This window comes from Aeromonas sp. FDAARGOS 1405 (genome assembly GCF_019048265.1).
In the GTDB taxonomy this organism is placed as follows: Bacteria; Pseudomonadota; Gammaproteobacteria; order Enterobacterales; family Aeromonadaceae; genus Aeromonas; species Aeromonas veronii_A.
In genome coordinates this window covers 1,820,001-1,841,231 of sequence record NZ_CP077311.1, presented here as the reverse complement: position 1 = coordinate 1,841,231, position 21,231 = coordinate 1,820,001, and the positions used below count along the sequence as shown (strand labels likewise).

General features: G+C 58.9%; 14 protein-coding genes, 1 tRNA gene and 2 rRNA genes (1 of these 17 cut by a window edge). 7 read left to right on the top strand and 10 right to left on the bottom strand.

What is annotated here, in order from left to right; all coding sequences use genetic code 11:
- Positions 1–45: 45 nt before the first annotated feature.
- Together I6L35_RS08690 and I6L35_RS08685 are read right to left on the bottom strand one after the other, a co-directional pair.
- Positions 46–1,674 (bottom strand): alpha-amylase family protein, encoded by a 1,629-nt coding sequence (locus I6L35_RS08690; protein ID WP_216980036.1) that lies wholly within the window; start codon positions 1,672–1,674, stop codon positions 46–48.
- A 109-nt stretch (positions 1,675–1,783) separates the two neighbouring features.
- Entirely contained in the window at positions 1,784–3,751 is a 1,968-nt protein-coding gene (locus I6L35_RS08685) for a TonB-dependent copper receptor (RefSeq protein ID WP_216980035.1), read from the bottom strand.
- On the opposite strand from I6L35_RS08685, the gene I6L35_RS08680 reads away from it, so the two are divergent.
- The gene (locus I6L35_RS08680) at positions 3,740–4,000 is read left to right on the top strand and encodes a hypothetical protein (RefSeq protein WP_141108901.1); all 261 of its coding nucleotides are present in this window, start codon (positions 3,740–3,742) and stop codon (positions 3,998–4,000) included. The two genes, I6L35_RS08685 and I6L35_RS08680, sit on opposite strands and share 12 nt — an antisense overlap.
- Here I6L35_RS08680 and I6L35_RS08675 read toward each other — a convergent pair.
- On the bottom strand, positions 3,997–4,254 hold the full coding sequence (locus I6L35_RS08675; RefSeq protein WP_005335997.1) for a DUF2442 domain-containing protein: 258 nt from the start codon (positions 4,252–4,254) through the stop codon (positions 3,997–3,999). The two genes, I6L35_RS08680 and I6L35_RS08675, sit on opposite strands and share 4 nt — an antisense overlap.
- A 259-nt stretch (positions 4,255–4,513) precedes the next feature.
- Here I6L35_RS08675 and I6L35_RS08670 point away from each other — a divergent pair, with 259 nt between their 5' ends.
- Positions 4,514–6,478, top strand: a complete 1,965-nt coding sequence (locus tag I6L35_RS08670; protein ID WP_216980034.1) for an LTA synthase family protein — start codon at positions 4,514–4,516, stop codon at positions 6,476–6,478.
- A gap of 91 nt (positions 6,479–6,569) precedes the next feature.
- On the opposite strand, the gene I6L35_RS08665 is transcribed toward I6L35_RS08670, so the two are convergent.
- Positions 6,570–7,040: an Lrp/AsnC family transcriptional regulator gene (locus I6L35_RS08665; protein ID WP_005336001.1), complete on the bottom strand. Its 471-nt coding sequence runs from the start codon at positions 7,038–7,040 to the stop codon at positions 6,570–6,572.
- 143 nt (positions 7,041–7,183) lie between these two features.
- On the opposite strand from I6L35_RS08665, the gene I6L35_RS08660 reads away from it, so the two are divergent.
- On the top strand, positions 7,184–7,702 hold the full coding sequence (locus I6L35_RS08660; protein WP_216980033.1) for a cyclin-dependent kinase inhibitor 3 family protein: 519 nt from the start codon (positions 7,184–7,186) through the stop codon (positions 7,700–7,702).
- On the opposite strand, the gene metA is transcribed toward I6L35_RS08660, so the two are convergent.
- Positions 7,703–8,650 carry a homoserine O-succinyltransferase gene (metA, locus tag I6L35_RS08655; RefSeq protein ID WP_040094088.1) on the bottom strand — a complete coding sequence of 316 codons (948 nt, stop codon included), beginning with the start codon at positions 8,648–8,650 and terminating at the stop codon, positions 7,703–7,705. It lies immediately after the preceding gene.
- A 144-nt stretch (positions 8,651–8,794) separates the two neighbouring features.
- Between metA and I6L35_RS08650 the strand changes: the two genes are divergently transcribed.
- The 4 genes from I6L35_RS08650 (at position 8,795) to yidA (ending at position 14,082) form a co-directional block, all read left to right on the top strand.
- Complete coding sequence (locus I6L35_RS08650) at positions 8,795–10,033, top strand: DUF3391 domain-containing protein (protein ID WP_216980032.1); 1,239 nt, start codon at positions 8,795–8,797, stop codon at positions 10,031–10,033.
- A 53-nt stretch (positions 10,034–10,086) separates the two neighbouring features.
- Positions 10,087–11,235: a CinA family nicotinamide mononucleotide deamidase-related protein gene (locus I6L35_RS08645; protein ID WP_216980031.1), complete on the top strand. Its 1,149-nt coding sequence runs from the start codon at positions 10,087–10,089 to the stop codon at positions 11,233–11,235.
- A 255-nt stretch (positions 11,236–11,490) separates the two neighbouring features.
- Complete coding sequence (locus tag I6L35_RS08640; RefSeq protein WP_216980030.1) at positions 11,491–13,158, top strand: DUF342 domain-containing protein; 1,668 nt, start codon at positions 11,491–11,493, stop codon at positions 13,156–13,158.
- 114 nt (positions 13,159–13,272) lie between these two features.
- Positions 13,273–14,082: a sugar-phosphatase gene (gene yidA, locus I6L35_RS08635; RefSeq protein WP_216980029.1), complete on the top strand. Its 810-nt coding sequence runs from the start codon at positions 13,273–13,275 to the stop codon at positions 14,080–14,082.
- A 108-nt stretch (positions 14,083–14,190) separates the two neighbouring features.
- Here the strand turns inward: yidA and I6L35_RS08630 are convergent, their stop codons facing one another.
- From I6L35_RS08630 to I6L35_RS08610, 5 genes are all read right to left on the bottom strand, one after another.
- Entirely contained in the window at positions 14,191–17,274 is a 3,084-nt protein-coding gene (locus tag I6L35_RS08630) for a transglycosylase domain-containing protein (RefSeq protein ID WP_216980028.1), read from the bottom strand.
- A gap of 208 nt (positions 17,275–17,482) precedes the next feature.
- Positions 17,483–17,800, bottom strand: a complete 318-nt coding sequence (tmaR, locus tag I6L35_RS08625; RefSeq protein ID WP_005336024.1) for a PTS system regulator TmaR — start codon at positions 17,798–17,800, stop codon at positions 17,483–17,485.
- A gap of 411 nt (positions 17,801–18,211) precedes the next feature.
- A tRNA-Asp gene (locus tag I6L35_RS08620) sits at positions 18,212–18,288 on the bottom strand.
- 97 nt (positions 18,289–18,385) lie between these two features.
- Positions 18,386–18,500: ribosomal RNA gene (gene rrf, locus I6L35_RS08615) — 5S ribosomal RNA — on the bottom strand.
- Positions 18,501–18,609: 109 nt separating this feature from the next.
- A 23S ribosomal RNA gene (locus I6L35_RS08610) occupies positions 18,610–21,231 on the bottom strand; it runs 267 nt beyond the window's last position.

The following is a 21,231-nucleotide window of genomic DNA, read 5'->3' as shown; positions in this document are numbered from 1 at the left end:
CCCGCGATGGGGCCCTCTCTCATATCAAAGCGTGCTGTGGCTGACTTATTGCAGACGCAGGAAACGCCCGCTCAAGGGCGGTATCTCCACCGTCACGCTGCTGCCGCCAATGGCCAGACTCTCGCCGCTTTGCAGATCCACCAGCGCGCTGCCGCTGCGCAGTTTGCCCGTCGGCAAGTTGTAGCTGAGCGCCGTGGTGGAGAGGTTGAGCAGGTAGACTATCTGCTCCCCCGCCGTCTGCTTGATGTCACCATAGAGACTGCCCTCGGCCACCAGCTTGACTCGCTCTCCCTGATAGAGGGCGGGGTGGGCAGCACGCATCGCCAGCAACTGGGCGAGCCACTCTTTCAGCTCGGCCTGTTCGCTACTTGGCACAAAGCCGGTGACAGCGGGCACCTTGCCGTCGCTGCGGGCCACATGGTCGTCGCACAAGCCCTGCGCCGCACAGTCACCGCTGACTTTGGCAGCAAAGCCCGGCACCTCGTCGCCAAACTCCTCGCCATAGTAGAAGGTGATGGGGCCGGAACGGGCCGCCATAAAGCTGAAGGCTGCCTTGTGGCGCTGCCAGTACTCGGTCGACTTGAAGTTGCCGCGCTCCAGCAGATCACCAAAACGCACCAGATCGTGGTTGCCCAGCATCAGGTTCGGCATGGCATGATTCGGGTAGTTCTCCACCTTGTTCCAGCTGGCATCGAGCACACTGGCCCCCTGCCCGCCCTTGCCGGACTCCTCCACCGCCAGTGCCTGCAGGATGCCGTAACGCAACGGGAAGTCAAAGGCCGAGGAGAGCGCTGGATTGTCGCTGCTGCCGTAAGCCTGGGCGCGAATGTCGTCAGCCCCCTTCCACACCTCGCCCACCATGTAGCCAAGGGTGCCCCACTGCTGACCGGCGGCCTTGCGCGCTGCGCTGGCCTGCTCCACCTCGCTGCGAATGGCGCGCCAATCATCCAGCCCAAGCTGATAGGCCTGATCGAGGCGCCAGCCGTCGATGCCGTACTGCTCGACCCAATAGCGGGCCACCTCCTTGAAGTAGGCGAGGCTCTCCGGCTTGCTGTAATCCACCAGCTGGCCGGGATAACCCGCACCGCCGCTGGTGAGGGCTGGCAGACGCCCCTCTGGCGAGGGCTTGCTCACCCCCACCTTGTTGACGTGGCCAAACACCCCGTCGAGGAAGACATAGAGGCCGCGCTGGTGCGCCCCGTCCACCAGCTGTTTGAGCTTGGCATTGCTGCCAAAGTTGGGATCCACGGTGAAAAAGTCGCAGGCGAAGTAGCCGGTGGCATCGAGCTTGTTATCGCCGCCTTGCCCCGCGCAGGAGTCGAACACCGGGGTGAGCCAGATGGCGTTGACGTTGAGACTCTTGATGTGGTCGAGACTGTCGATGATCCCCTGCAGATCGCCGTTGTGCTGGGAGGGGCCATAGCCGATGCCGTAGTTGGCAGTGCCGTCACCATCGGCAAACGACTCCACCATTACCTGATAGATGCGCAGGTTGCAGGCGGGTTGATCGTCGCCATAGCAGGCACGACTGGCCGTGGCAACCGGAGGGTGGGTGACCGGCGGATTGACGACGGGGGGAGAACTCTCCCCACCTGAACTACCGCTGCCGCCGCAAGCCGCAAGTAACAGGGCGGCCCCGAGCAGGCCGCCATAGCGTAACGTTCCTTGTTTCATTGTTATGTTCCCGCTGTGAGAGCAGGCGTCTGATACGCCTGTTTTTCACCATGATAGCGATGCTCACACAGCGGTGTCTGTGACTGAAAACGTTATCTGACTCAACTGGTTATAGCACCCCTGCCGAAGCAAAACGGTAGTTGAGCGAGAGCCAGTAGGAACGGCCCGGCTCGGGGATGCGGCCGCTCTGCTCATAGCCCAACCCCGCCTGACTGGCGTGCACCGACTTGGAGAGGTGCTCGTAGTAGAAGGTGTCGAACAGGTTGTCCACCCCGGCCGAAAGCTGCCACCCTTTGGCAAACTGCCAGGCGCCGCTCAGGTTCATGGTGAAGAAGCCCGGGGTCTCCCCCTGATCCTGACCCGCAACGGTGCCGGACCAGAGATCTACCCGATCCTGCGCCGCCACCGCGCGCCCCAGCAGGGTGAAACTCAGCGCTTCGTCCGGCTGCCAGCCCAACGCCAGCTTGCCATCAAGCGGCGGCATCTGGGCCAGCGGCTTGTTGTCGCTCTGGTTTTCGCCATAGACCACCGCCAGACCACCATCGAGACGCCACTGATCGGCAAACTGCCAGCGCCCCTCCAGCTCGCCCCCCCGGGTCTGGGCATCGATATTGCGCACCTTGTTTGACTTGCTGTTGTAGAGCAGGTAGTCCTTGATATCGGAGCTAAAGAGGGAGAGGGTCAGATCCAGCTCGCGGCTGCGCAGGGCCAACCCCGCATCCCACTGGCGACTGCGCTCCGGGTTGAGGGTGAACGGGGTACTGTCCTTGCTGCGCTCCCAGTAGTCCGGCGCACGCTCTGCCTGCCCCCAGGCCAGATAGCTGGACCAGCGTGGCGACCACTGATATTCGTAGCGGCCAAACCCGCTGTTAAGACTCAGGGTATCGCTGTAGAGGGTCTGTTCACCGGCGCCATAGCGGGTGGTCTCGACCCTATCCTGACGGTAACCGCCCTTGTAGCTGTGGGCCCCCTGCTGACGACCCAGTTCGGCGAAGCCGCCCTGCTGCTCGAAACGCAGGGTGCGCTGACGATCTTTGGTGGCATAGTCGACCCCACTCCGACTGCGATGCTGATCCCGGTTGCTGTCTAGCCCGGCGGTCAGCAGCCAGTCGGCAGGCAGGGCGATATCGTTGGCCCAGCGCCCACCTGTGTTGCGGCGATCCGGGTTGGAGAGCATCTTCATGCCGCTGTTTTGCCGCAGGCTGAAGTTGTCCATGATGTGGTCGATGTAGTTGTCCCACAGGGTCAGCTCGCTGCGCTGCCAGTGAGTGGTGATCTGCTCCTGCTTGAGCTTCAGCCCGAAGGATTCGCGATCAAACATGGGGCCATCCATGGTGCGGTCCGCATAGGCGGCACGGGCATTGCTACGCTCGGCGGTGAGTTCCAGCCAGGTGTGCTCCCCCGGCGTCCAGCCCAGCTGGGCGGTGCCGTTCTCGCGGCGATAGAAGGAGCGCACCTTGTTGCCATGGCCATCGCGGTAATCGTCGCTATCGGAGTGGGTGAACTGACCGCGCAGATAGCCGTCGGTCGAGCCTGCCGTCATGTCGACCATCTGATCATCGCGGCCGAAGCTGCCAAAGAGGGCCGAGGCATCGGCCTTGAGGCCCGGTGCGGTGAACTCGGGTCTGTCCCGCTCGAACAGCACGGTTCCCGCCAGCGTAGCCCCTTGCTCGAGGGATTGCGGCCCCTTCAGCACCCGGATCCGGTCAAAGGATTGGGGGAACACATAGGCGGTGGGCGGGTCCATCCGGCCACCACACCCACCGGCCAGCATGCCGCCATCCATCTGCACGTTGAGGCGGGACATCCCCATCCCCCGCAGTACAGGGTCGCCACCGAGCCCCCCTTTGCGCACCATGCTCATGCCGGTGACATTCTTCAGATAACCGGCGCCGTCGGCAGCGGGCATGGGGGAACCGGGCTTCTTGGGATCCAGCGTCACTTCAAGTGTGCTGGCGGGGCGGGTTGCCACCACCACCATGGGATCCAGCTGTTGAACCGATTCCTGACCGGCAGCGCCGTGACAGGCGAGCCCGCCCACCAGCAGGGCAAGAGGTGTGCGCATATGACAAGCCATACATTTTCCTTATGTATTTGTTTATTTTGTTATTTTCATTCAACCGACCAAACCTTTCAGCAAGGGAAAGGTTTGCCATCAGGCCGCAAAAAAGGCCTGCGGCGCGAAAGCGGCAAGCCTCTGTCAGGTGAAGCGAAGGCAAGTTGGCAAAATGTTGCGCAGGTTTTACCCAAGTTGGCTCAGAAAGGCAAACGGGCAAACATTCCAGTAACAGGAATCTGGCGTTGGCTCACAAAAAATGGGGATTAGCTGAAGGCTTCCCGCTCATCGATGGGAGAGATGAGGTGATAGACCTCATGGGCGGATAGCGTGCAGCCAACAGGCCACTCCAGCTGGTGGTGACGGTTGATGAAGACCCGGGCGCAGTGACGCTCGCTCTCCAGCTTTGCAAACAGCGGCTGGGTTCGCCAGGGGGTCAGATCCAGCACACCCGTGGTGCCATCCGATAACACCAGAAACAGGCGCCATCCCCGCACATACTCGACATCGATAAAGACCGGCATCCCTTCGGCTCCGATTGAGATAATTCGCGGCAATTATAAACACCAGCGCTCCATCCATACACGCTGTGGCTCACATTTTACCCAGCAGATTATGCTGTGCTCATTAGTGGCGCGACATCACATTTTTAGATGATAAATGTGTTAATGCCGACTTTTAACAAACTTGAATGCAACCTTAACCAATTCGATCTGTCATAACCTCACAACAACTAAAAAAACGTCTGTGGACAGACGTTTACAGTCTCATTCAGGAACAAACATGACAGATCTAAAACAGCGACTCGGCCCGTTCTGGCCCTTCGCCGTCTTCTGCGCGCTCGCGCTTTTTTCTCTCTCTTTCAGCCGAATCGCCCTCGGTCTCTGGCAACTGGAACGGGTGGATGCCGTGGCCGGTTGGCAGGAGATGCTGCTGCAAGGGATCCGGGTCGACTTTGCGACCCTCTGCTGGGTCTGGGGTGTCCCCGCCATGCTCACTCTGCTGCTGGCAGGCCCCCATGCCATCGGCCGGGGCTGGCTGCAACTGATGCGCGTCTGGCTGACCGTCGGACTCTGGCTGATGCTGTTCCTCGAGATCTCCACCCCCTCGTTTGTCACCGAATATGGCGTGCGTCCCAACCGTCTCTATGTGGAGTACCTCATCTATCCGAAAGAGGTGTTCGCCATGCTGTGGGCGGGGCGCAAAGCCGAGCTGCTGCTGGCGTTACTCTTCAGTGGCGCCGTGCTGACCGGCGGTTGGTGGCTGAGCGGCCGTCTGGTGCATGGCCTCAGCTTCCCCCGCTGGTATCTGCGTCCGGCCTTCGCCCTGCTCATTCTGGCCATAGGTTTTCTCGGTGCCCGCTCCAGTCTCGGCCACCGCGCCCTGAACCCGGCCATGGTCGCCTTTGCCGAGGATCCGCTGGTCAACTCGCTCACCGTCAACTCCGCCTACTCCCTCTTCTTTGCCATCAAACAGATGGGCGCCGAGGAGGATGCCGGCCAGTTTTACGGCGAGATGACCCCTCAGAAGGTGCTCGAAGTCATGCGCAAGGAGAGTGGCCGTCCGGCCAGTGATTTCAACTCAGATCTGCTGCCCAGCCAGACCTTCAACCAGGCGAGCTTCCAGGGTAAACCGAAGAATCTGGTGATCCTGCTGCAGGAGAGTCTGGGTGCCCAGTTTGTCGGCTCCCTCGGCGGCCTGCCGCTTACCCCCAACATCGATGCCCTGTCGCAGCAGGGTTGGGCCTTCGAGCAGCTCTACGCCACCGGCACCCGCTCGGTGCGTGGTATCGAGGCGGTACTGACCGGCTTCACGCCAACTCCGGCACAGGCGGTGGTCAAACTAGGCAAGAGCCAGACCAACTTCTTTACCATCGCGGATCTGCTCAAACAGCGGGGTTACGACACCAGCTTTATTTATGGCGGCGAGAGTCACTTCGACAACATGCGCAGCTTTTTCCTCGGCAACGGCTTCACCACCATCGTCGAGCAGAAGGATTTCGACAATCCGGTGTTCAAGGGCTCATGGGGCGCCTCAGATGAGGATCTGATGGTCAAGGCCGACGAGACCTTCAAGGCGCTGCACAAGGAGGGCAAACCCTTCTTCAGTCTGGTGTTCAGCTCCAGCAACCACGATCCGTTCGAATTCCCGGACAACCGCATCGAACTCTTCGAGCAACCCAAGCAGACCCGCAACAACGCGGCCAAGTATGCGGATTACGCCATCGGCGAGTTCTTCAAGAGGGCGAAACAGTCCGAATACTGGAAGGATACCCTGTTCCTGGTCATCGCCGATCACGACAGCCGGGTCGGTGGCGCCAGTCTGGTGCCCATCCCCCGCTTCCATATTCCGGGGGTTATCGTGGGCGACGGCATAGTGCCGAGAAAAGATCCGCGCGTCGTCAGCCAGATCGACATGGCGCCGACCCTGCTCTCCCTGATGGGGATCAGTGCCGACTACCCCATGCTTGGCAAGGATCTGACCCGCATGCCTGCCGACTGGCCGGGGCGCGCCATCATGCAGTACGACAAGAACTTCGCCCTGATGCGCGGCAAGGATGTGGTGATACTGCAACCGGAACGGGCGGCAGAGGGCTATGTCTACGACAATGCCAGCGAGAAGCTGACCCTGGCGGCGCAGCCGGACGCCTTGAAGGAGGATGCCCTTGGTCTGGCCCTGTGGGGCAGCATGGCCTATCAGAAGAGCCTCTATCAGACGGCCAAGGATGAACGCACCGCCGCCAATTGAGCCGCCCGTGCTGATTCAGCCGATAGCAGAATGGAAAAAACCGCCAGCTGGCGGTTTTTTCCATCTATCCATACCGTCGGCCCACAGGCCGTTATGGTTGGGGAAAGCAGGGCAGGGAGCGACTGAACTTGTGCTCGAACACCAGCGAGGTTTCGAGGTGCACCACCTCTTCGCGGGAGGTGAAGTGATCGAAGACGAAGTTGCGCAGGTGCTCGGTATCGGAGACACACAGGTGCACCAGAAAATCATCCTTGCCCCCCATGTGGAACAGACTGATCACTTCGGGCAGCGCCAGAATGGCATCGCGGAAGGCATCGATGATCTGGCGGCTGTGCCGGGCCAGCTGCAGGGAGACCATGGCCTGAATGTGACCCCCGAGGGCCTGATAATCCACTTCGCAGTGCGCCCCCTTGAGCACGCCATCCTGCTGCAACTTGCGCACCCGTTCCAGACAGGTGGAGGGGGCAACGCCCACCAACGCGGCCAGATCTTTGTTGGTCATGCCCGCATCCCGAAACAGATGGGCCAGGATATCCAAATCCAGTTGATCCAGGTTTCTCATCTTAACTCCTTGAACCGCTCAATTTTTTAGACTCTGCCCGTAAACTGGGGCAAACACAACGGCCATTGACATCCCCCCTGCCCCGCCTATCCTTGGCGCCATTCACCGGCCGCAGCCCTGTGGCCACCACGCGAGGATCCGCCATGCACCCGTATCACCCTTTCTGGAGCCTTGAGGTTCCCCGTGTCGATGGTCAGCTGCTGCTGACCCCCTGCCCCGGCACCCAGCAGGTGCCGCTGACCCTGGCGCTCGATCAACTGCGGCTGGCCGGTGCCCACGGGGTGGTGACCCTGATGACGAGCGCCGAGTTGACCCGACTCGAACTGGCGCAGCTCGGCCAGCAGGTCGAGCACGAAGGAATGCGCTGGCTCCACCTGCCCATCGAGGATGATCTGGCCCCCGATGCAGCCTTCGAGGCCGCCTGGCAACAGGCGCTGCCGCAGCTGCGCGAGCTGCTGGGGGATGGCAAACATCTGGTCATCCACTGCAAAGGGGGCAGCGGTCGTACCGGTCTGGTCGCCGCCGCGCTGCTGATGACCCTCGGCCAGCCACAGCAAGAAGCGATGGCCGCTATCAAGGCCCACAGACCCAAGGCGTTTACCCTGGCCTGCCACCGCCAATGGCTCGACCAGCTGGCCCAGCGGCTGGAGCTGGGCGACTGACTACTTGCCCCCTTGGTCATAGGTGAAGACCTTGCCGATATCCTCCACCCGATAGCTGGTGAGCTGATAGACGTAGTAGTTGAGCCAGTTGGCAAACAGCAGATGACCATGGCTGCGCCAGCTGGCGCGCGGGGTCTTGCCCGGATCGTTATTCGGGTAGTAGTTGACCGGAATAGCCGGGTCAAGGCCCGCCGCCAGATCCCGTTGGTACTCCCCATCGAGAGTCAGGGCGTCGTACTCCGGATGCCCGGTGACAAACACCTGACGACAATCCTTGGTCGCCGCCAGATAAACCCCCGCCTCTTCTGACTCGGCAAAAATCTGCAGATCGGTGTGGGCGCGGATCAAATCGCCATCAAACGCCGCATAGCGGGAGTGGGGCGCGACAAACTCGTCATCGAAACCACGCAGCAGCGGTTCGTGCTCGTCGAGGCGGTGGTGGCGATAAACCCCGGAGAGCTTCTCGCCGTGGGTCTGCTTCTCCATGCCATACAAGGCTTTAAGCGCCGCCTGCACCGCCCAGCAGAGAAACAGAGTGGAGGTCACGTGCTGATGGGACCACTCGATGATCTCGACAATGCGCGGCCAGTAGACCACCTCCTCGAACTCCACCAGCCCAAGCGGCGCCCCGGTGATGATCATGCCGTCGTAGTTGTTGCCACGCACCTGTTCGAAGTCGTGATAGAAGTTCTCGAGGTGGGCCTGAGGTGTGTTCTTTGACTCCCTGTCATCAATGCGCAACAGATCCACATCCACCTGCAGCGGCGAGTTGGAGAGCATCCGCATCAGCTGGATCTCGGTCTCAATTTTCTTGGGCATCAGATTGAGGATCAACACCCGCAGCGGGCGGATGTTCTGGGTGACGGCCCGGGATTCCGTCATCACGAAGATGTTCTCCTGCCCCAGCACTTCGGCGGCGGGTAACTGATCCGGGATCTTGATCGGCATGCTTACTCCCTGTACTGCATCAGTAAATATGTCTGGACATCCAGAAGCCTATAATAAAGCTCCTGCCCTGTCATCAGATACCTTTTGTATTCACCCCCGCCTTTGACTAGCATACGGCTCAGTGTGTCTCCTGCTTCCAAGATAATGACCGGTATCAAGATTTCCGTAGATCGACTGCAAGTCGGCAACTATGTATCCCTGCCACTGGGGTGGCGCGAACACCCGTTCCTGTTTTCCAGCTTCAAGATCAAAAGTGAAGAAGAGATCGAGCTGATCCGCCGTCTCGGCCTGAAACTGGTCACCATCATTCCCGACAAGAGCGACGTTCCGCCCAAGCCCCTCAATCAGGTACAGCCTCAGCAACAAGAGAGCGCAGACGCCGCACAGCGGCAAGCCCGAATGCAGCAGGAGAAGGATCAGCGTATAGAGCAGTTGCAACAGTATCGCCGCAATTTGCAGCAGTGCGAGAAGCAGTTCCAGCAGTCGCTGGCCCAGGTGCGCAGCGTGATGAGCAAGATCCAGTCCCGCCCCCTCAATGCCATCGGCGAGGCACAGGAGCTGGTCAACGCCATGACCGAGCAACTGCTCTCGGTGGACGAGATGGTGCTCCATCTGGTCTCCGACAGCGAGGATGGCAACAACCTCTACTTCCACTCCCTCAATGTGAGCGTGCTCAGCATGCTGCTGGCCAAGGAGTGCTGCATGACGGCCGACGAGATCCGTCAGGTCGGCATGGGGGCGCTGTTCCACGATATCGGCAAGTTGAAGATCCCGAGCCAGATCCTGCGCAAGACCGAGCCGCTGACCAAGCCGGAGCAGAACCTGATGGCCCAGCACCCGCGCTACGGGCTGGATCTGCTCAATCTGGCCAAGGATTTCCCGGCCGAGGCGAAGGGGATCGTGCTCCATCACCATGAATATCTCGATGGCAGCGGGCCGGAAGGGCTCAAGGGTGGCCAGCTCGATCCGCTGACCCAGATGGTGTCGCTGATCAACGAGTACGATAACCTCTGCCACATGCAGGCCAAGGTGCCCTACTCAGCCCTGAGCGGCCTCTACAAGCAGCGCAAGGCGCAGTTTAATCCGGAGTACCTCAGCATGCTGATCCGGCTGATGGGGATCTACCCCCCCGGCAGCGTGGTGCAGCTCTCCAACGGTCAGGTGGGACTGGTGATGTCGGTCAACGCTTCCCGCCTGCTCTACCCCTCGGTGCTGGTCTACGATCCGCGCATTCCCCGTCAGGAAGCCGCCATCATCGACCTGCAGCAAGCCGAACTGTCGATCGCCAAGGTGATCCACCCCAAACGGCTGCCGCCCGCCGTGTTCGAGTACCTCAATCCGCGTACCCGGATCAGCTACTACTTCGAGCACAACAAAGCCTGATTGTGTTGGCCCGAGGCCAACCGTTGCCACCCGTTTAATCCAAGGAGCCAGCCATGCGTATCGAGATCATCAGTACCGGAGATGAAATAGTGACGGGTCTGGTGGTGGATACCAACGCGGCCTGGCTCAGCGCTCTGCTGCTGGAGCAGGGCTGGCAGGTGCGCCGTCGCCTGACGGTAGGGGACAACCTCACCGACCTGAAAACGGTGCTGCAAGAGAGTGCCAGCCGCGCCGAGGTGGTGCTGGTGTGTGGCGGACTCGGGCCCACTGCCGATGACCTGACCGCTCAGGCGGCAGCTGAAGCCTTTGACCAGCCACTCACCCTCTTCCCCGAATGGCTCGCTACCATCGAAGCGCGCTACGCCAGCCGTGGCCGCCCCATGGCACAAAGCAATGCCAAACAGGCATGGCTGCCACAGGGGAGCGAGATCCTCGACAACCCGGTCGGCACCGCCTGCGGCTTTGTGGTGCGAAGTGGCCAGAGTCAGCTCTTCTTCACCCCGGGCGTGCCGTTCGAGTTCAAACAGATGGTGCGCGAGCAAATTCTGCCGCGCCTCAAACAGCTGGCCGGGGCACAAGTCGATACCGAGCTGCGTCGCTTTTACACCTTCGGCGTCTCGGAGTCGGCCCTCAGCGATATGCTGGATGCCGACCCCTGGCCAGCCGGCATCGAGCTGGGTTACCGCTCCTCCATGCCCCTTATCGAGCTGAAACTGATCGGCCACGACGCCAGTACCGCTGACATGGAGAGTGCCGAGCGCCGACTGCTGGATACGATCCGTCCCTGGCTGGTTGGCAGCGGAGATACGGAACCGGCGCAGCAGATCCTGGCGCTGCTGCAAGGCAAACCGCTGGCTCTGCTGGAGGGAGAGAGTGGCGGCGCCCTGCTGGCGCTTTGTCACGGCCATCCCAGGCTGGAGGCCAACTTCAGTACGCAACTGGCCGATGAGCTGGCGCAACTGCCGACCGCCGATGCGGGCCTGCAACTGACCATAGGGCGAGAGGGCACTGAGGGTGTACCACTGCTACTCAGCGCCGATGGAAAACACGTCGGTCAGACGGTCAAGGTCAGCCACCCCGACCCGGAGAGTCGCCGCAAGATCCTCGCCTTTGCCGCCCTCGACATGCTGCGCCGCCATATGCTGGGTGAGCCGGTGCTCGGCGATTACCTCACCCTGGCCAGAACAGCCCAGCGCAGCTGATAAGAACCGCCACTCCCCTGCCAGCAACCCTATGTCGCTGGCGCTGCGATCCGTCTTTTCACTCCGTTTCCAAACAGCGCCCACATTTATCTGGCCGCCATCACCGATTTGACTTCAATTCATTGACCATTCAGAGGAAATATCTGAATACTGCCCACTCTCAGGGTTGGCGACTCGCTTTATTAATCATTGAGAGATTAAATGACAGTAGAGGAACGAGCCGATCGTTCCGTTCTCATCCAGCAAGGAGATGCGGTGTTAAGCAAAGAGTGGTTGCTGCTATCAAGCGATATGGAACTGGTCTGCCTGCGGATTGCCGCCGGTCTCACCAAACCTGTCACGGAACAGGATGTGCAGGCTCTGCTGCTCGCTTCCAACTGTCGCCGCTATCAGCCGCTGCCCGAGGGGATCAAACAGGCCATCAGCCTGCTTAATACCCTGCTCACCAACCCTGCCGCCCCCGTCCCTGCCAACCCCATCCCCATCGGCAAGCGTCAGGATGCCCGACTCGCCGTAATAGTGGAGAAGGATCGCATGAGCGCCATCGCCCAGATCACTGCCGACTGGGGGGGCAAGTATGTGACGCTGGAACAGCTGAAAGAGACGATCGCCATCAGCGAAATCAAACAGGGGGTGAGTGAGCAACTGCTCACCGCTGCCATCCAGTCAGCCAAGGAGGCCGCCCCCGGCAGTCAGCTCAAGCTGGTGATTGCCAACGGCCAGCCTGCCGTCAATGGTCAGGACACTCGCTATGAGCGGCTGGTGGAGACACCGGCCGAGCGGATCCTCAAGCCGCAAGAACTGGATCATGGCAAAGTCGATCTGCGAGATCTTGGTTCCATCGTCACCGTCAAGGCAGGGGCCCAGCTGATGCGCCGCCATCCTGCCACCGTCGGGGTGCCCGGCTTTACCGTGACAGGTCAGGACTTGCCTGCCAAGGATGGTAAAGACAGTCCAATGAGTGCTGGCGAGGGAACCTTCATCTCCCCCGACGATCCCGACTTGTTGATCGCCAGTAGGGCTGGCCTGCCCTGCCAGGAGAAAGCAGGTATGAAAGTGGACGAGGTACTCAGTGTCAAGCAGGTGGATGCCCGCCACGGCCACATTGCGTTTGAGGGGGGATTAATCGTCAGCGGCGACGTCAACCCGGGCATGAAAATACGGGTCAGCGGTGACATCGTCATCGGTGGATTTATCGAAGGAGGTTGGATCGAAGCAGGGGGCAGCATTACGGTACGGCACGGTATCATTGGCCGCCGCAACGAGCAGGGAGAGTACCTTTGCCAGCTCAATGCCCAAGGGGAGATCCACGCCAGCTATGCCCAATACGCGCAGCTGGAAGCGGGTGGAGATATACAAATCCAGAGCCAGCTCAGCCACTGCTACACCCGCAGTGGACGGGATATCAAGGTGGGTGACACTAACATGCGTAAAGGCAATCTGCTGGGTGGAACCAGCATTGCCAATCGTCTAATCATGGCCCCCAGCCTGGGGGCCGAGGCCGCCAACCATACCCGGCTGCAGATCCTCGGTGGCTACTTCACCCACAAGGAACAGGAACACCAACTCAAGTTGCGCCAGCTGGAGTGTCAGGCCCAGCTCGACAAGGTCAAGGCACTGGTGATGAAACTGCTGCAACTGCCCAGCGATAAACGCAATCCTGATACCTTGCGCAAGCTCAAACCAATCCGCGATCACCAGCTGGCGGAGCTGACCCTCATCCACGAACAGATCACGGCAAACAATGAAGATATGCAGAACTTGATGGCGCAAATGGAGGTCATTGCCACCCAGCATCTGTTCTCCGGCATCGAGGTCGAGATGGCCTGCTTTAAACGCAAGGTTACCATCACCCGAGGCCCCACCCGTCTGACCATTCATGATGACACGTTGGAGATGACCCCTTACGAGGGGCACAAATAGATCAACCGACACCGGCAGCTCGCTGTGCCGGCCGTGATCCCGACGCCGATTTTCGCTACACTCGCCACTTCCTTGGCCCCACCGGGCGGGCCACCCAGACTCAGGTAGTGAGAGATGTACAAGCTGATCGCATTGGATATGGATGGCACCCTGCTCAACCCGCAGGGCCAAATTACTCCCCGCACCCACGCCGCCATCAGCGCCGCGCGCGCCAAAGGGGTAACCGTAGTGTTGGCCTCTGGCCGTCCACTGGAAGGCATGAGCCGCTATCTGGAAGAACTCGGCCTCACCACAGAGCATGACTACGTCATCTGCTACAACGGCGCCCTGGTACAACAGGTTGCCGATCAGCGCATCATCCGCAGCCAGCTGCTGACCGGCAGTGACGCCAGCGCCATCGCCAAACTGGCCGACGAGCTGGAGGTTAACGTCCACGGTTTCTCGGTCACCCGTGGCCTGATCAGCCCCCGTGTCAGCACCTACACCGAGCACGAATCCCGCCTGATCGGCATGCCGATCAATCTGATCGACTTCGCCACCCTGCCTGCCGACGAGCAGATCATGAAGGTGATGATGATCGACGAGCCGCCCCAGCTCTCCCGCGCCATCGAGCGACTGCCCGCAGAGCTCTATGAACGCTATACCGTGGTACAGAGCGCCCCCTTCTTCCTCGAGTTCATGAACAAGCACAGCAACAAGGGGACCGGCGTTGCCGCGCTGGCCGAGCACCTTGGCCTGACCGCCGCTCAGGTGATCTGCGTCGGAGATGCGGGTAACGATCGCCACATGATCGAGTACGCTGGCCTCGGGGTTGCGATGGGGAATGCCACCGACGAGATCAAGGATCTCGCCCAGCACACCACTGCCCGCAACGATGAAGATGGTGTGGCCCAGGTGATCGAGCAGTTCGTACTGAACACCTGATCGCAATCGATCGCCGCTGCGCCCGATTAGGAAATGAAAACGGGGAGGCTGTCAGCCTCCCCGTTTTTCTGGTCAGTTACCTGCGTGATGAGCGGTAATTCGCTCGTTTCACTGGTTCGCCAGACACTGGGTATGGGAACCTGGTTGCAGGTAAGGCATCAGCAGGGGAGCCATGCCCTTGAGCACCTGCACCGGCAGTGCAGATGTGAAGCGGAACTTGTCGGACTGGCTACCCGGTACATAGGCGGTCAGGGTACCGAAGTGATCATCCCCCAGATAGAAAACGAAGGTCGCGGTTCGGTTGCGCGCCAGCGAGCTGGTCACATTGCCATAACGGCCTACTGTTTCAATCCGGTTATCACCGGTGCCGGTCTTGCCCCCCATCTGCAACACAGTGCCGTCCTGCAGAGTAAAAGCACCGGCGATACGTCTTGCTGTGCCCCCTTCCACCACCTTGGAGAGCGCACTGCGCAGGGCTGCCGCCACCTCTGCCGGCATCACTCGGGTTCCCTCGGTGTGTTGTGGCTCAAACTCGGTCTCGAAGGGAGTCCCCTTGGCAAACGAGAGGTGCTCGATCCGCAGGGTCGGCGAACGGATGCCACCATTCTGGATTATGCCCATCAGCTCGGCCAGTGCAGCCGGACGATCACCGGAGCTCCCCAAGGCGGTAGCCAAGGACGGCACCAGATGGTCGAACGGATAACCAAGCTTGGCCCAGCGCTGATGAATATCGAGAAACGCTTCCACCTCCAGCATGGTGCGGATCCGGCTATCACGAGCACTGCGATGACGGGTCTTGAACAACCAGCTGTAGACCTCCTGGCGTTCGTCACGGCTGGCAGCAACGGCATCGGCAAAGGTTGCCTTGTCAAACTCCTTGAGATAGGCCAGCAACCACAGCTCCAGCGGGTGAACCCGGGCGATGTAGCCCTGATCCGGCAGTGAATACTTGCCCGGGCCATAGCTCACATAGAGCTGATTGATCCGTTTCGCACTCAGCTTTTCCCGCGGCAACCGCTCCGCCAGGAAGGCAGCAAATGCGGCTTCGCTGGCTTCCGGCATCAGGTAGCGGTGAACCGCCGCCAGACGTACCGCACTCGGCTTGAGACCGTCGAGGAAGGTATCAAGCTGCTCCTCGGGGGTCTTGCCGCGATATTTACGCCAGAAGCGCAGCAGATAGGTCTGGCCCTCTTTGTCGGCAAATTTGGCCAGATACTCCTGACGACGGGGATCCTTGTCGTCCTTCAGCAACTGGGCACGGTTGCCCTCCTTGTAGAGGCTGTAGCGCACGATATCGCGCATCAGCCGCACAAAGGGCAAGTTAATCGACTCACGTAGAGAGTCACGCAACGTCGGAATACGATTGTTATCCTCGCGGCGGAAGTTGTTGAAGGTGTGCATGCCGCCACCGGTAAAGAACCCCTCATTGGGGCTGGCGGAGTATTTGCGATCCAGCGCAGCTTCCAGCATCACAGGCAGGCTCTTGTCCTGAGCCGTCATCAGATAGGAGATGGCCCAGCGGCTGAGGTTGTCCTGAGAGACGGCAGCCAATTTACGCAGATTCTCGACCGGCATCCCGGCATAGTTGTCGTGCAGCTCGGCCACAATCTCCAGATAGGTGGTCAGCACCCGCAACTTGGCGGTTGAGCCCAACTCCAGCTTGGAGCCTTCGTTGATATCGAACGGCTGATCGGTGTTGTCGGTCTGCACCCGCACCTTGAACCCTTCCGGCGATTTCTCGAACAGGGTGAAGCTGTAGCGCACATCGCCCGTCTTCTCAGGCGAGAGCAGGCGCTCGCCAAACAGCCCTACCTGGGCGGCAAACGCCGGATCGGCCAACTGCTGCAGATAACGGGATACTTCATTTTGCAGCGGCATGTTGAGGCTGGTATCGGCCGTCAGATCCATCCGGTCGAGGTCATAGAGCTGCACCCCGAGCTGACGGCTCAGGCGAGTACGGGCAACCTGCAACCCCTTGTTGTTGTTCACCCGGGTGATAGCCGGGGACTGCAGGAAGTCACGGAACGTAATCTTGGCCTTGAGCGCCGCCTCCATCAGAGGTGGCGTGATCATTCCCTCCTGCACAAACAGGCGCAGGTAGCTGTCGGTCAGGGTAGCCAATGCCTCTCGCCCCTGAGCCAGATAGTAAGAGGGACGGCGGTGCGCAATCATCAAAGAGACAACCTGACGCAGGGCAAGCCCCTGCTCGGCCAGCGGCGCGTTCTGGTTGCGGGCGGGATCCAACAGACGGTTCACATCATCGACGTTGGCACCAAACCAGACCCAGAGACCATCTCCCAGACCATGGACTTCACCATATCCTGGCGCAGCCGAGAGCGGTACCGAGTTGAGGTAGGCCCAGGCGACCAGTTTGCGCGCTTCGAGGGTTTCCGGCCCGAGACGATAGGCCCGCACGCTGGCAGAGGCCATCTGACGGATCTTCTCGGTCGGCGACAGGGTCAGCCCGTCCGGCGAGTGGCGATACTTCTCCACCTGGGTCGCCAAGGTACTGCCACCGGCAGATTGATCCTGCATATCGAGCGCCTTGCCCACCTGAGAGAGCGCGGCCTTGGCAAAACGGGGCCAGTCGACTGCCGGGTTGGCCAACGGCTCTTCGTTGCTCAGCAAGTCGCGGTTCTCGATAAACAGCAGCGACTGGATGACGAGCGGCGGAATGGAGTCAAAATCCGGATAGTGATGGGTCGGATACTTGAATTGATAGAAGGGCTCGGCGCGGCAATCGTGCAGCGTCAAACCGGCCTGCACCTTCTCGGTATAGGGCACGAAGAAGCCACGACTGGCGTAGTCATAGAGCGCGTCGGAGAAATGCACCTGCTTGCTGACTTCATAGCCCCGCTGCAGCAAACGCTCCTGCATCATCGGCAGTTGCACATAGCCGAGCCGCTTGTCGAACGGGCCATCCTCAGGGAAAGCGATCTGTTTGCTCTGGCCAGGCTCGACCTGATAGGTGAGCTTGGCAGCATAGCGGGAAATCTCCTGAGATTGCAGCTTCGAGGTTTTCATCTCATAGCCAACCAGAGCGATCACCGCCCCCAGGCACAATAAAAAGAGAAAACAGAACAGCCAACGCCACCAGGGACGGCGCTTGCGCTTTGGGTTCCCGTCCGAGGTCTGGACAGATGAATCTTGAGATGCCACTTGTGTCAAATCCGTCTGTTCTGATGCGCCCATATCAGCCCCACCATGGTTGCGCAATTTATTGTGTTTCACTCAAGCTTAGTCTTTTCAAGTCAATGGCTTGAAACTATTGACCGCTTTGTGGTGATGGTAACAGGGCAATTCTAAAAAGGGGAGCCGATTGTTGCAGGAGTGGCAGAGATCCGAGCTGATAACAAAACACCGGCCAGTGGCCGGTGTTTCTTAAGCGAAAACGCAACGCTTATTTGTGAGAGCTCATGCCCTTCAGCTTGGTGCTCAGCTCTTTACGCTCTTTGGAGAGCTCGGCGTTCTTGATGATGTGGTCATCCACGCGCTCTTCATAGTCGGCACGCATGTTGGCGATGATCGCCTGCACATCATCAATGCTCATGCCCGGCTTGATATAGTCGCTCAGGTTGTCGAGCAGCAGCACGCGCTTCTGGTTGTCACGGATCTTCTTCTCGTTATCCGCAATTTCACGCTTGAGTTTGTTCTGGCGACGGGACATACGCACATATTCCAGTACATCGCTGAAGGTGGACTTGTTTACTTGTTCCATATCGATACCACTGACTTAAGGTTGATAAAAACTGGCCAAGTTACACCTGGAACCCGGCAAACTCGGCGCGGGACAGGCAAACTCAAGATGCCCTTACTCTACCGAGTTATAAACGAGATACAACCCTAATCGCGCACCATGAACAGAGTTTGGCCAAAAGTAAACCAGTTAAGATGTCCAGTGATCCATCAGATAAGGGCTTGATATAGATACAAAATGGAAAAGATGACAGGGCTTTAGTTCTCTTCCTCCAGATAAATGCTAATACAGGCTGTTTAACACGCTAAAAACATCAAAGCCCGGTCATGAAGCCGGGCTTTGTGTTGGTTCCGATGTGCAAACCTGTGAGTCGCTGGGCAAAATCGCCCATAGCAAAAAGGCCTTCCCATCTGGGAAGGCCTTTCAAATTAGTGGCGGAGCGGACGGGACTCGAACCCGCGACCCCCGGCGTGACAGGCCGGTATTCTAACCGACTGAACTACCGCTCCGCATTCGGTTAGCTTGCGCTAAATCATGTGCTGCTTCTTCTGAGGTGTCATCCTCGCAGCCAGCGTCGTGATTCTTCACATCGCTGTTTAATTAGGTGCCTGGCAGTGTCCTACTCTCGCATGGCGAATGCCACACTACCATCGGCGCTACCGCGTTTCACTTCTGAGTTCGGCATGGGATCAGGTGGTTCCACGGCGCTATGGCCGCCAGGCAAATTCTTCAATCCAGAAAGCTGACGTGAATAACGACTGAGTCATTATCACTGAATTAGTAGTTCGCTTAGGTTTGCTACAAGCCTTAGAACACTTCTTGGGTGTTGTATGGTTAAGCCTCACGGGTAATTAGTACGGGTTAGCTCAATGCATCGCTGCACTTACACACCCCGCCTATCAACGTTGTGGTCTCCAACGGCCCTTTAGGACCCTCAAGGGGTCAGGGATGACTCATCTCAGGGCTCGCTTCCCGCTTAGATGCTTTCAGCGGTTATCGATTCCGAACTTAGCTACCGGGCAGTGCCACTGGCGTGACAACCCGAACACCAGAGGTTCGTTCACTCCGGTCCTCTCGTACTAGGAGCAACTCCCTTCAATCATCCAACGCCCACGGCAGATAGGGACCGAACTGTCTCACGACGTTCTGAACCCAGCTCGCGTACCACTTTAAATGGCGAACAGCCATACCCTTGGGACCGACTTCAGCCCCAGGATGTGATGAGCCGACATCGAGGTGCCAAACACCGCCGTCGATATGAACTCTTGGGCGGTATCAGCCTGTTATCCCCGGAGTACCTTTTATCCGTTGAGCGATGGCCCTTCCATTCAGAACCACCGGATCACTATGACCTACTTTCGTACCTGCTCGACCTGTCCGTCTCGCAGTTAAGCTGGCTTATGCCATTGCACTAACCTCCTGATGTCCGACCAGGATTAGCCAACCTTCGTGCTCCTCCGTTACTCTTTGGGAGGAGACCGCCCCAGTCAAACTACCCACCAGGCACTGTCCGCGAGCCCGATTCAGGGCCCTGCGTTAGAACATCAAACATACAAGGGTGGTATTTCAAGGACGGCTCCAGCGCAACTGGCGTCACGCCTTCAAAGCCTCCCACCTATCCTACACATGTAGGTTCAATGTTCAGTGCCAAGCTGTAGTAAAGGTTCACGGGGTCTTTCCGTCTAGCCGCGGGTACACCGCATCTTCACGGCGAATTCGATTTCACTGAGTCTCGGGTGGAGACAGCATGGCCATGGTTACACCATTCGTGCAGGTCGGAACTTACCCGACAAGGAATTTCGCTACCTTAGGACCGTTATAGTTACGGCCGCCGTTTACCGGGGCTTCGATCAAGAGCTTCGCTTGCGCTAACCCCATCAATTAACCTTCCGGCACCGGGCAGGTGTCACACCCTATACGTCCACTTTCGTGTTTGCAGAGTGCTGTGTTTTTGATAAACAGTCCCAGCCATCTGGTCACTGCGACTCCCGACAGCTCCATCCGCAAGGGACTTCACCATCAAGAGCGAACCTTCTCCCGAAGTTACGGTTCTATTTTGCCTAGTTCCTTCACCCGAGTTCTCTCAAGCGCCTTGGTATTCTCTACCCGACCACCTGTGTCGGTTTGGGGTACGATGACTTGTAATCTGAAGCTTAGAGGCTTTTCCTGGAAGCAGGGCATCAATGGCTTCCACACCGTAGTGTGTTCGTCTCGTGTCTCAGTGTTGTGTCTCCGGATTTGCCTAGAAACACCACCTACGCACTTTCACCAGGACAACCGTCGCCTGGCCCACCTAGCCTTCTCCGTCCCCCCATCGCAATTACAAGTCGTGCAGGAATATTAACCTGCTTCCCATCGACTACGCCTTTCGGCCTCGCCTTAGGGGTCGACTCACCCTGCCCCGATTAACGTTGGACAGGAACCCTTGGTCTTCCGGCGAGGAGGCTTTTCACCCCCTTTATCGTTACTTACGTCAGCATTCGCACTTCTGATATCTCCAGCATACCTCTCGATACACCTTCGCAGACTTACAGAACGCTCCCCTACCACTCACGCTTAGCGTGAATCCGCGGCTTCGGTGCCTGGTTTGAGCCCCGTTACATCTTCCGCGCAGGCCGACTCGACTAGTGAGCTATTACGCTTTCTTTAAATGATGGCTGCTTCTAAGCCAACATCCTAGCTGTCTGAGCCTTCCCACATCGTTTCCCACTTAACCAGAACTTTGGGACCTTAGCCGGCGGTCTGGGTTGTTTCCCTCTTCACGACGGACGTTAGCACCCGCCGTGTGTCTCCCGGATATTACTTACTGGTATTCGGAGTTTGCATGGGGTTGGTAAGTCGGGATGACCCCCTAGCCCAAACAGTGCTCTACCCCCAGTAGTATTCGTCCGAGGCGCTACCTAAATAGCTTTCGGGGAGAACCAGCTATCTCCGAGTTTGATTGGCCTTTCACCCCCAGCCACAGGTCATCCCCTAACTTTGCAACGTTAGTGGGTTCGGTCCTCCAGTTGATGTTACTCAACCTTCAACCTGCCCATGGCTAGATCACCCGGTTTCGGGTCTACACCTTGCAACTAGACGCCCAGTTAAGACTCGGTTTCCCTACGGCTCCCCTATACGGTTAACCTCGCTACAAAATGTAAGTCGCTGACCCATTATACAAAAGGTACGCAGTCACCCCGAAGGGCTCCCACTGCTTGTACGTACACGGTTTCAGGTTCTATTTCACTCCCCTCACAGGGGTTCTTTTCGCCTTTCCCTCACGGTACTGGTTCACTATCGGTCAGTCAGGAGTATTTAGCCTTGGAGGATGGTCCCCCCATATTCAGACAGGATGTCACGTGTCCCGCCCTACTCGATTTCACATCAAGGTTGTTTTCGTGTACGGGGCTATCACCCTGTATCGCCGGCCTTTCCAGGACCGTTCCACTAACTTCCAAGATGCTTAAGGG

Excerpts from the sequence above, each read along its gene's own strand:
- I6L35_RS08645 (WP_216980031.1), top strand. The coding sequence starts at position 10,087 with ATGCGTATCGAGATCATCAGTACCGGAGATGAAATAGTGACGGGTCTG.
- I6L35_RS08685 (WP_216980035.1), bottom strand. The coding sequence starts at position 3,751 with ATGGCTTGTCATATGCGCACACCTCTTGCCCTGCTGGTGGGCGGGCTC.
- I6L35_RS08675 (WP_005335997.1), bottom strand. The coding sequence starts at position 4,254 with ATGCCGGTCTTTATCGATGTCGAGTATGTGCGGGGATGGCGCCTGTTT.
- I6L35_RS08660 (WP_216980033.1), top strand. The coding sequence starts at position 7,184 with ATGCACCCGTATCACCCTTTCTGGAGCCTTGAGGTTCCCCGTGTCGAT.
- I6L35_RS08665 (WP_005336001.1), bottom strand. The coding sequence starts at position 7,040 with ATGAGAAACCTGGATCAACTGGATTTGGATATCCTGGCCCATCTGTTT.
- yidA (WP_216980029.1), top strand. The coding sequence starts at position 13,273 with ATGTACAAGCTGATCGCATTGGATATGGATGGCACCCTGCTCAACCCG.
- tmaR (WP_005336024.1), bottom strand. The coding sequence starts at position 17,800 with ATGGAACAAGTAAACAAGTCCACCTTCAGCGATGTACTGGAATATGTG.
- I6L35_RS08630 (WP_216980028.1), bottom strand. The coding sequence starts at position 17,274 with ATGGGCGCATCAGAACAGACGGATTTGACACAAGTGGCATCTCAAGAT.
- I6L35_RS08690 (WP_216980036.1), bottom strand. The coding sequence starts at position 1,674 with ATGAAACAAGGAACGTTACGCTATGGCGGCCTGCTCGGGGCCGCCCTG.
- I6L35_RS08670 (WP_216980034.1), top strand. The coding sequence starts at position 4,514 with ATGACAGATCTAAAACAGCGACTCGGCCCGTTCTGGCCCTTCGCCGTC.
- I6L35_RS08680 (WP_141108901.1), top strand. The coding sequence starts at position 3,740 with ATGACAAGCCATACATTTTCCTTATGTATTTGTTTATTTTGTTATTTT.
- I6L35_RS08650 (WP_216980032.1), top strand. The coding sequence starts at position 8,795 with ATGACCGGTATCAAGATTTCCGTAGATCGACTGCAAGTCGGCAACTAT.
- metA (WP_040094088.1), bottom strand. The coding sequence starts at position 8,650 with ATGCCGATCAAGATCCCGGATCAGTTACCCGCCGCCGAAGTGCTGGGG.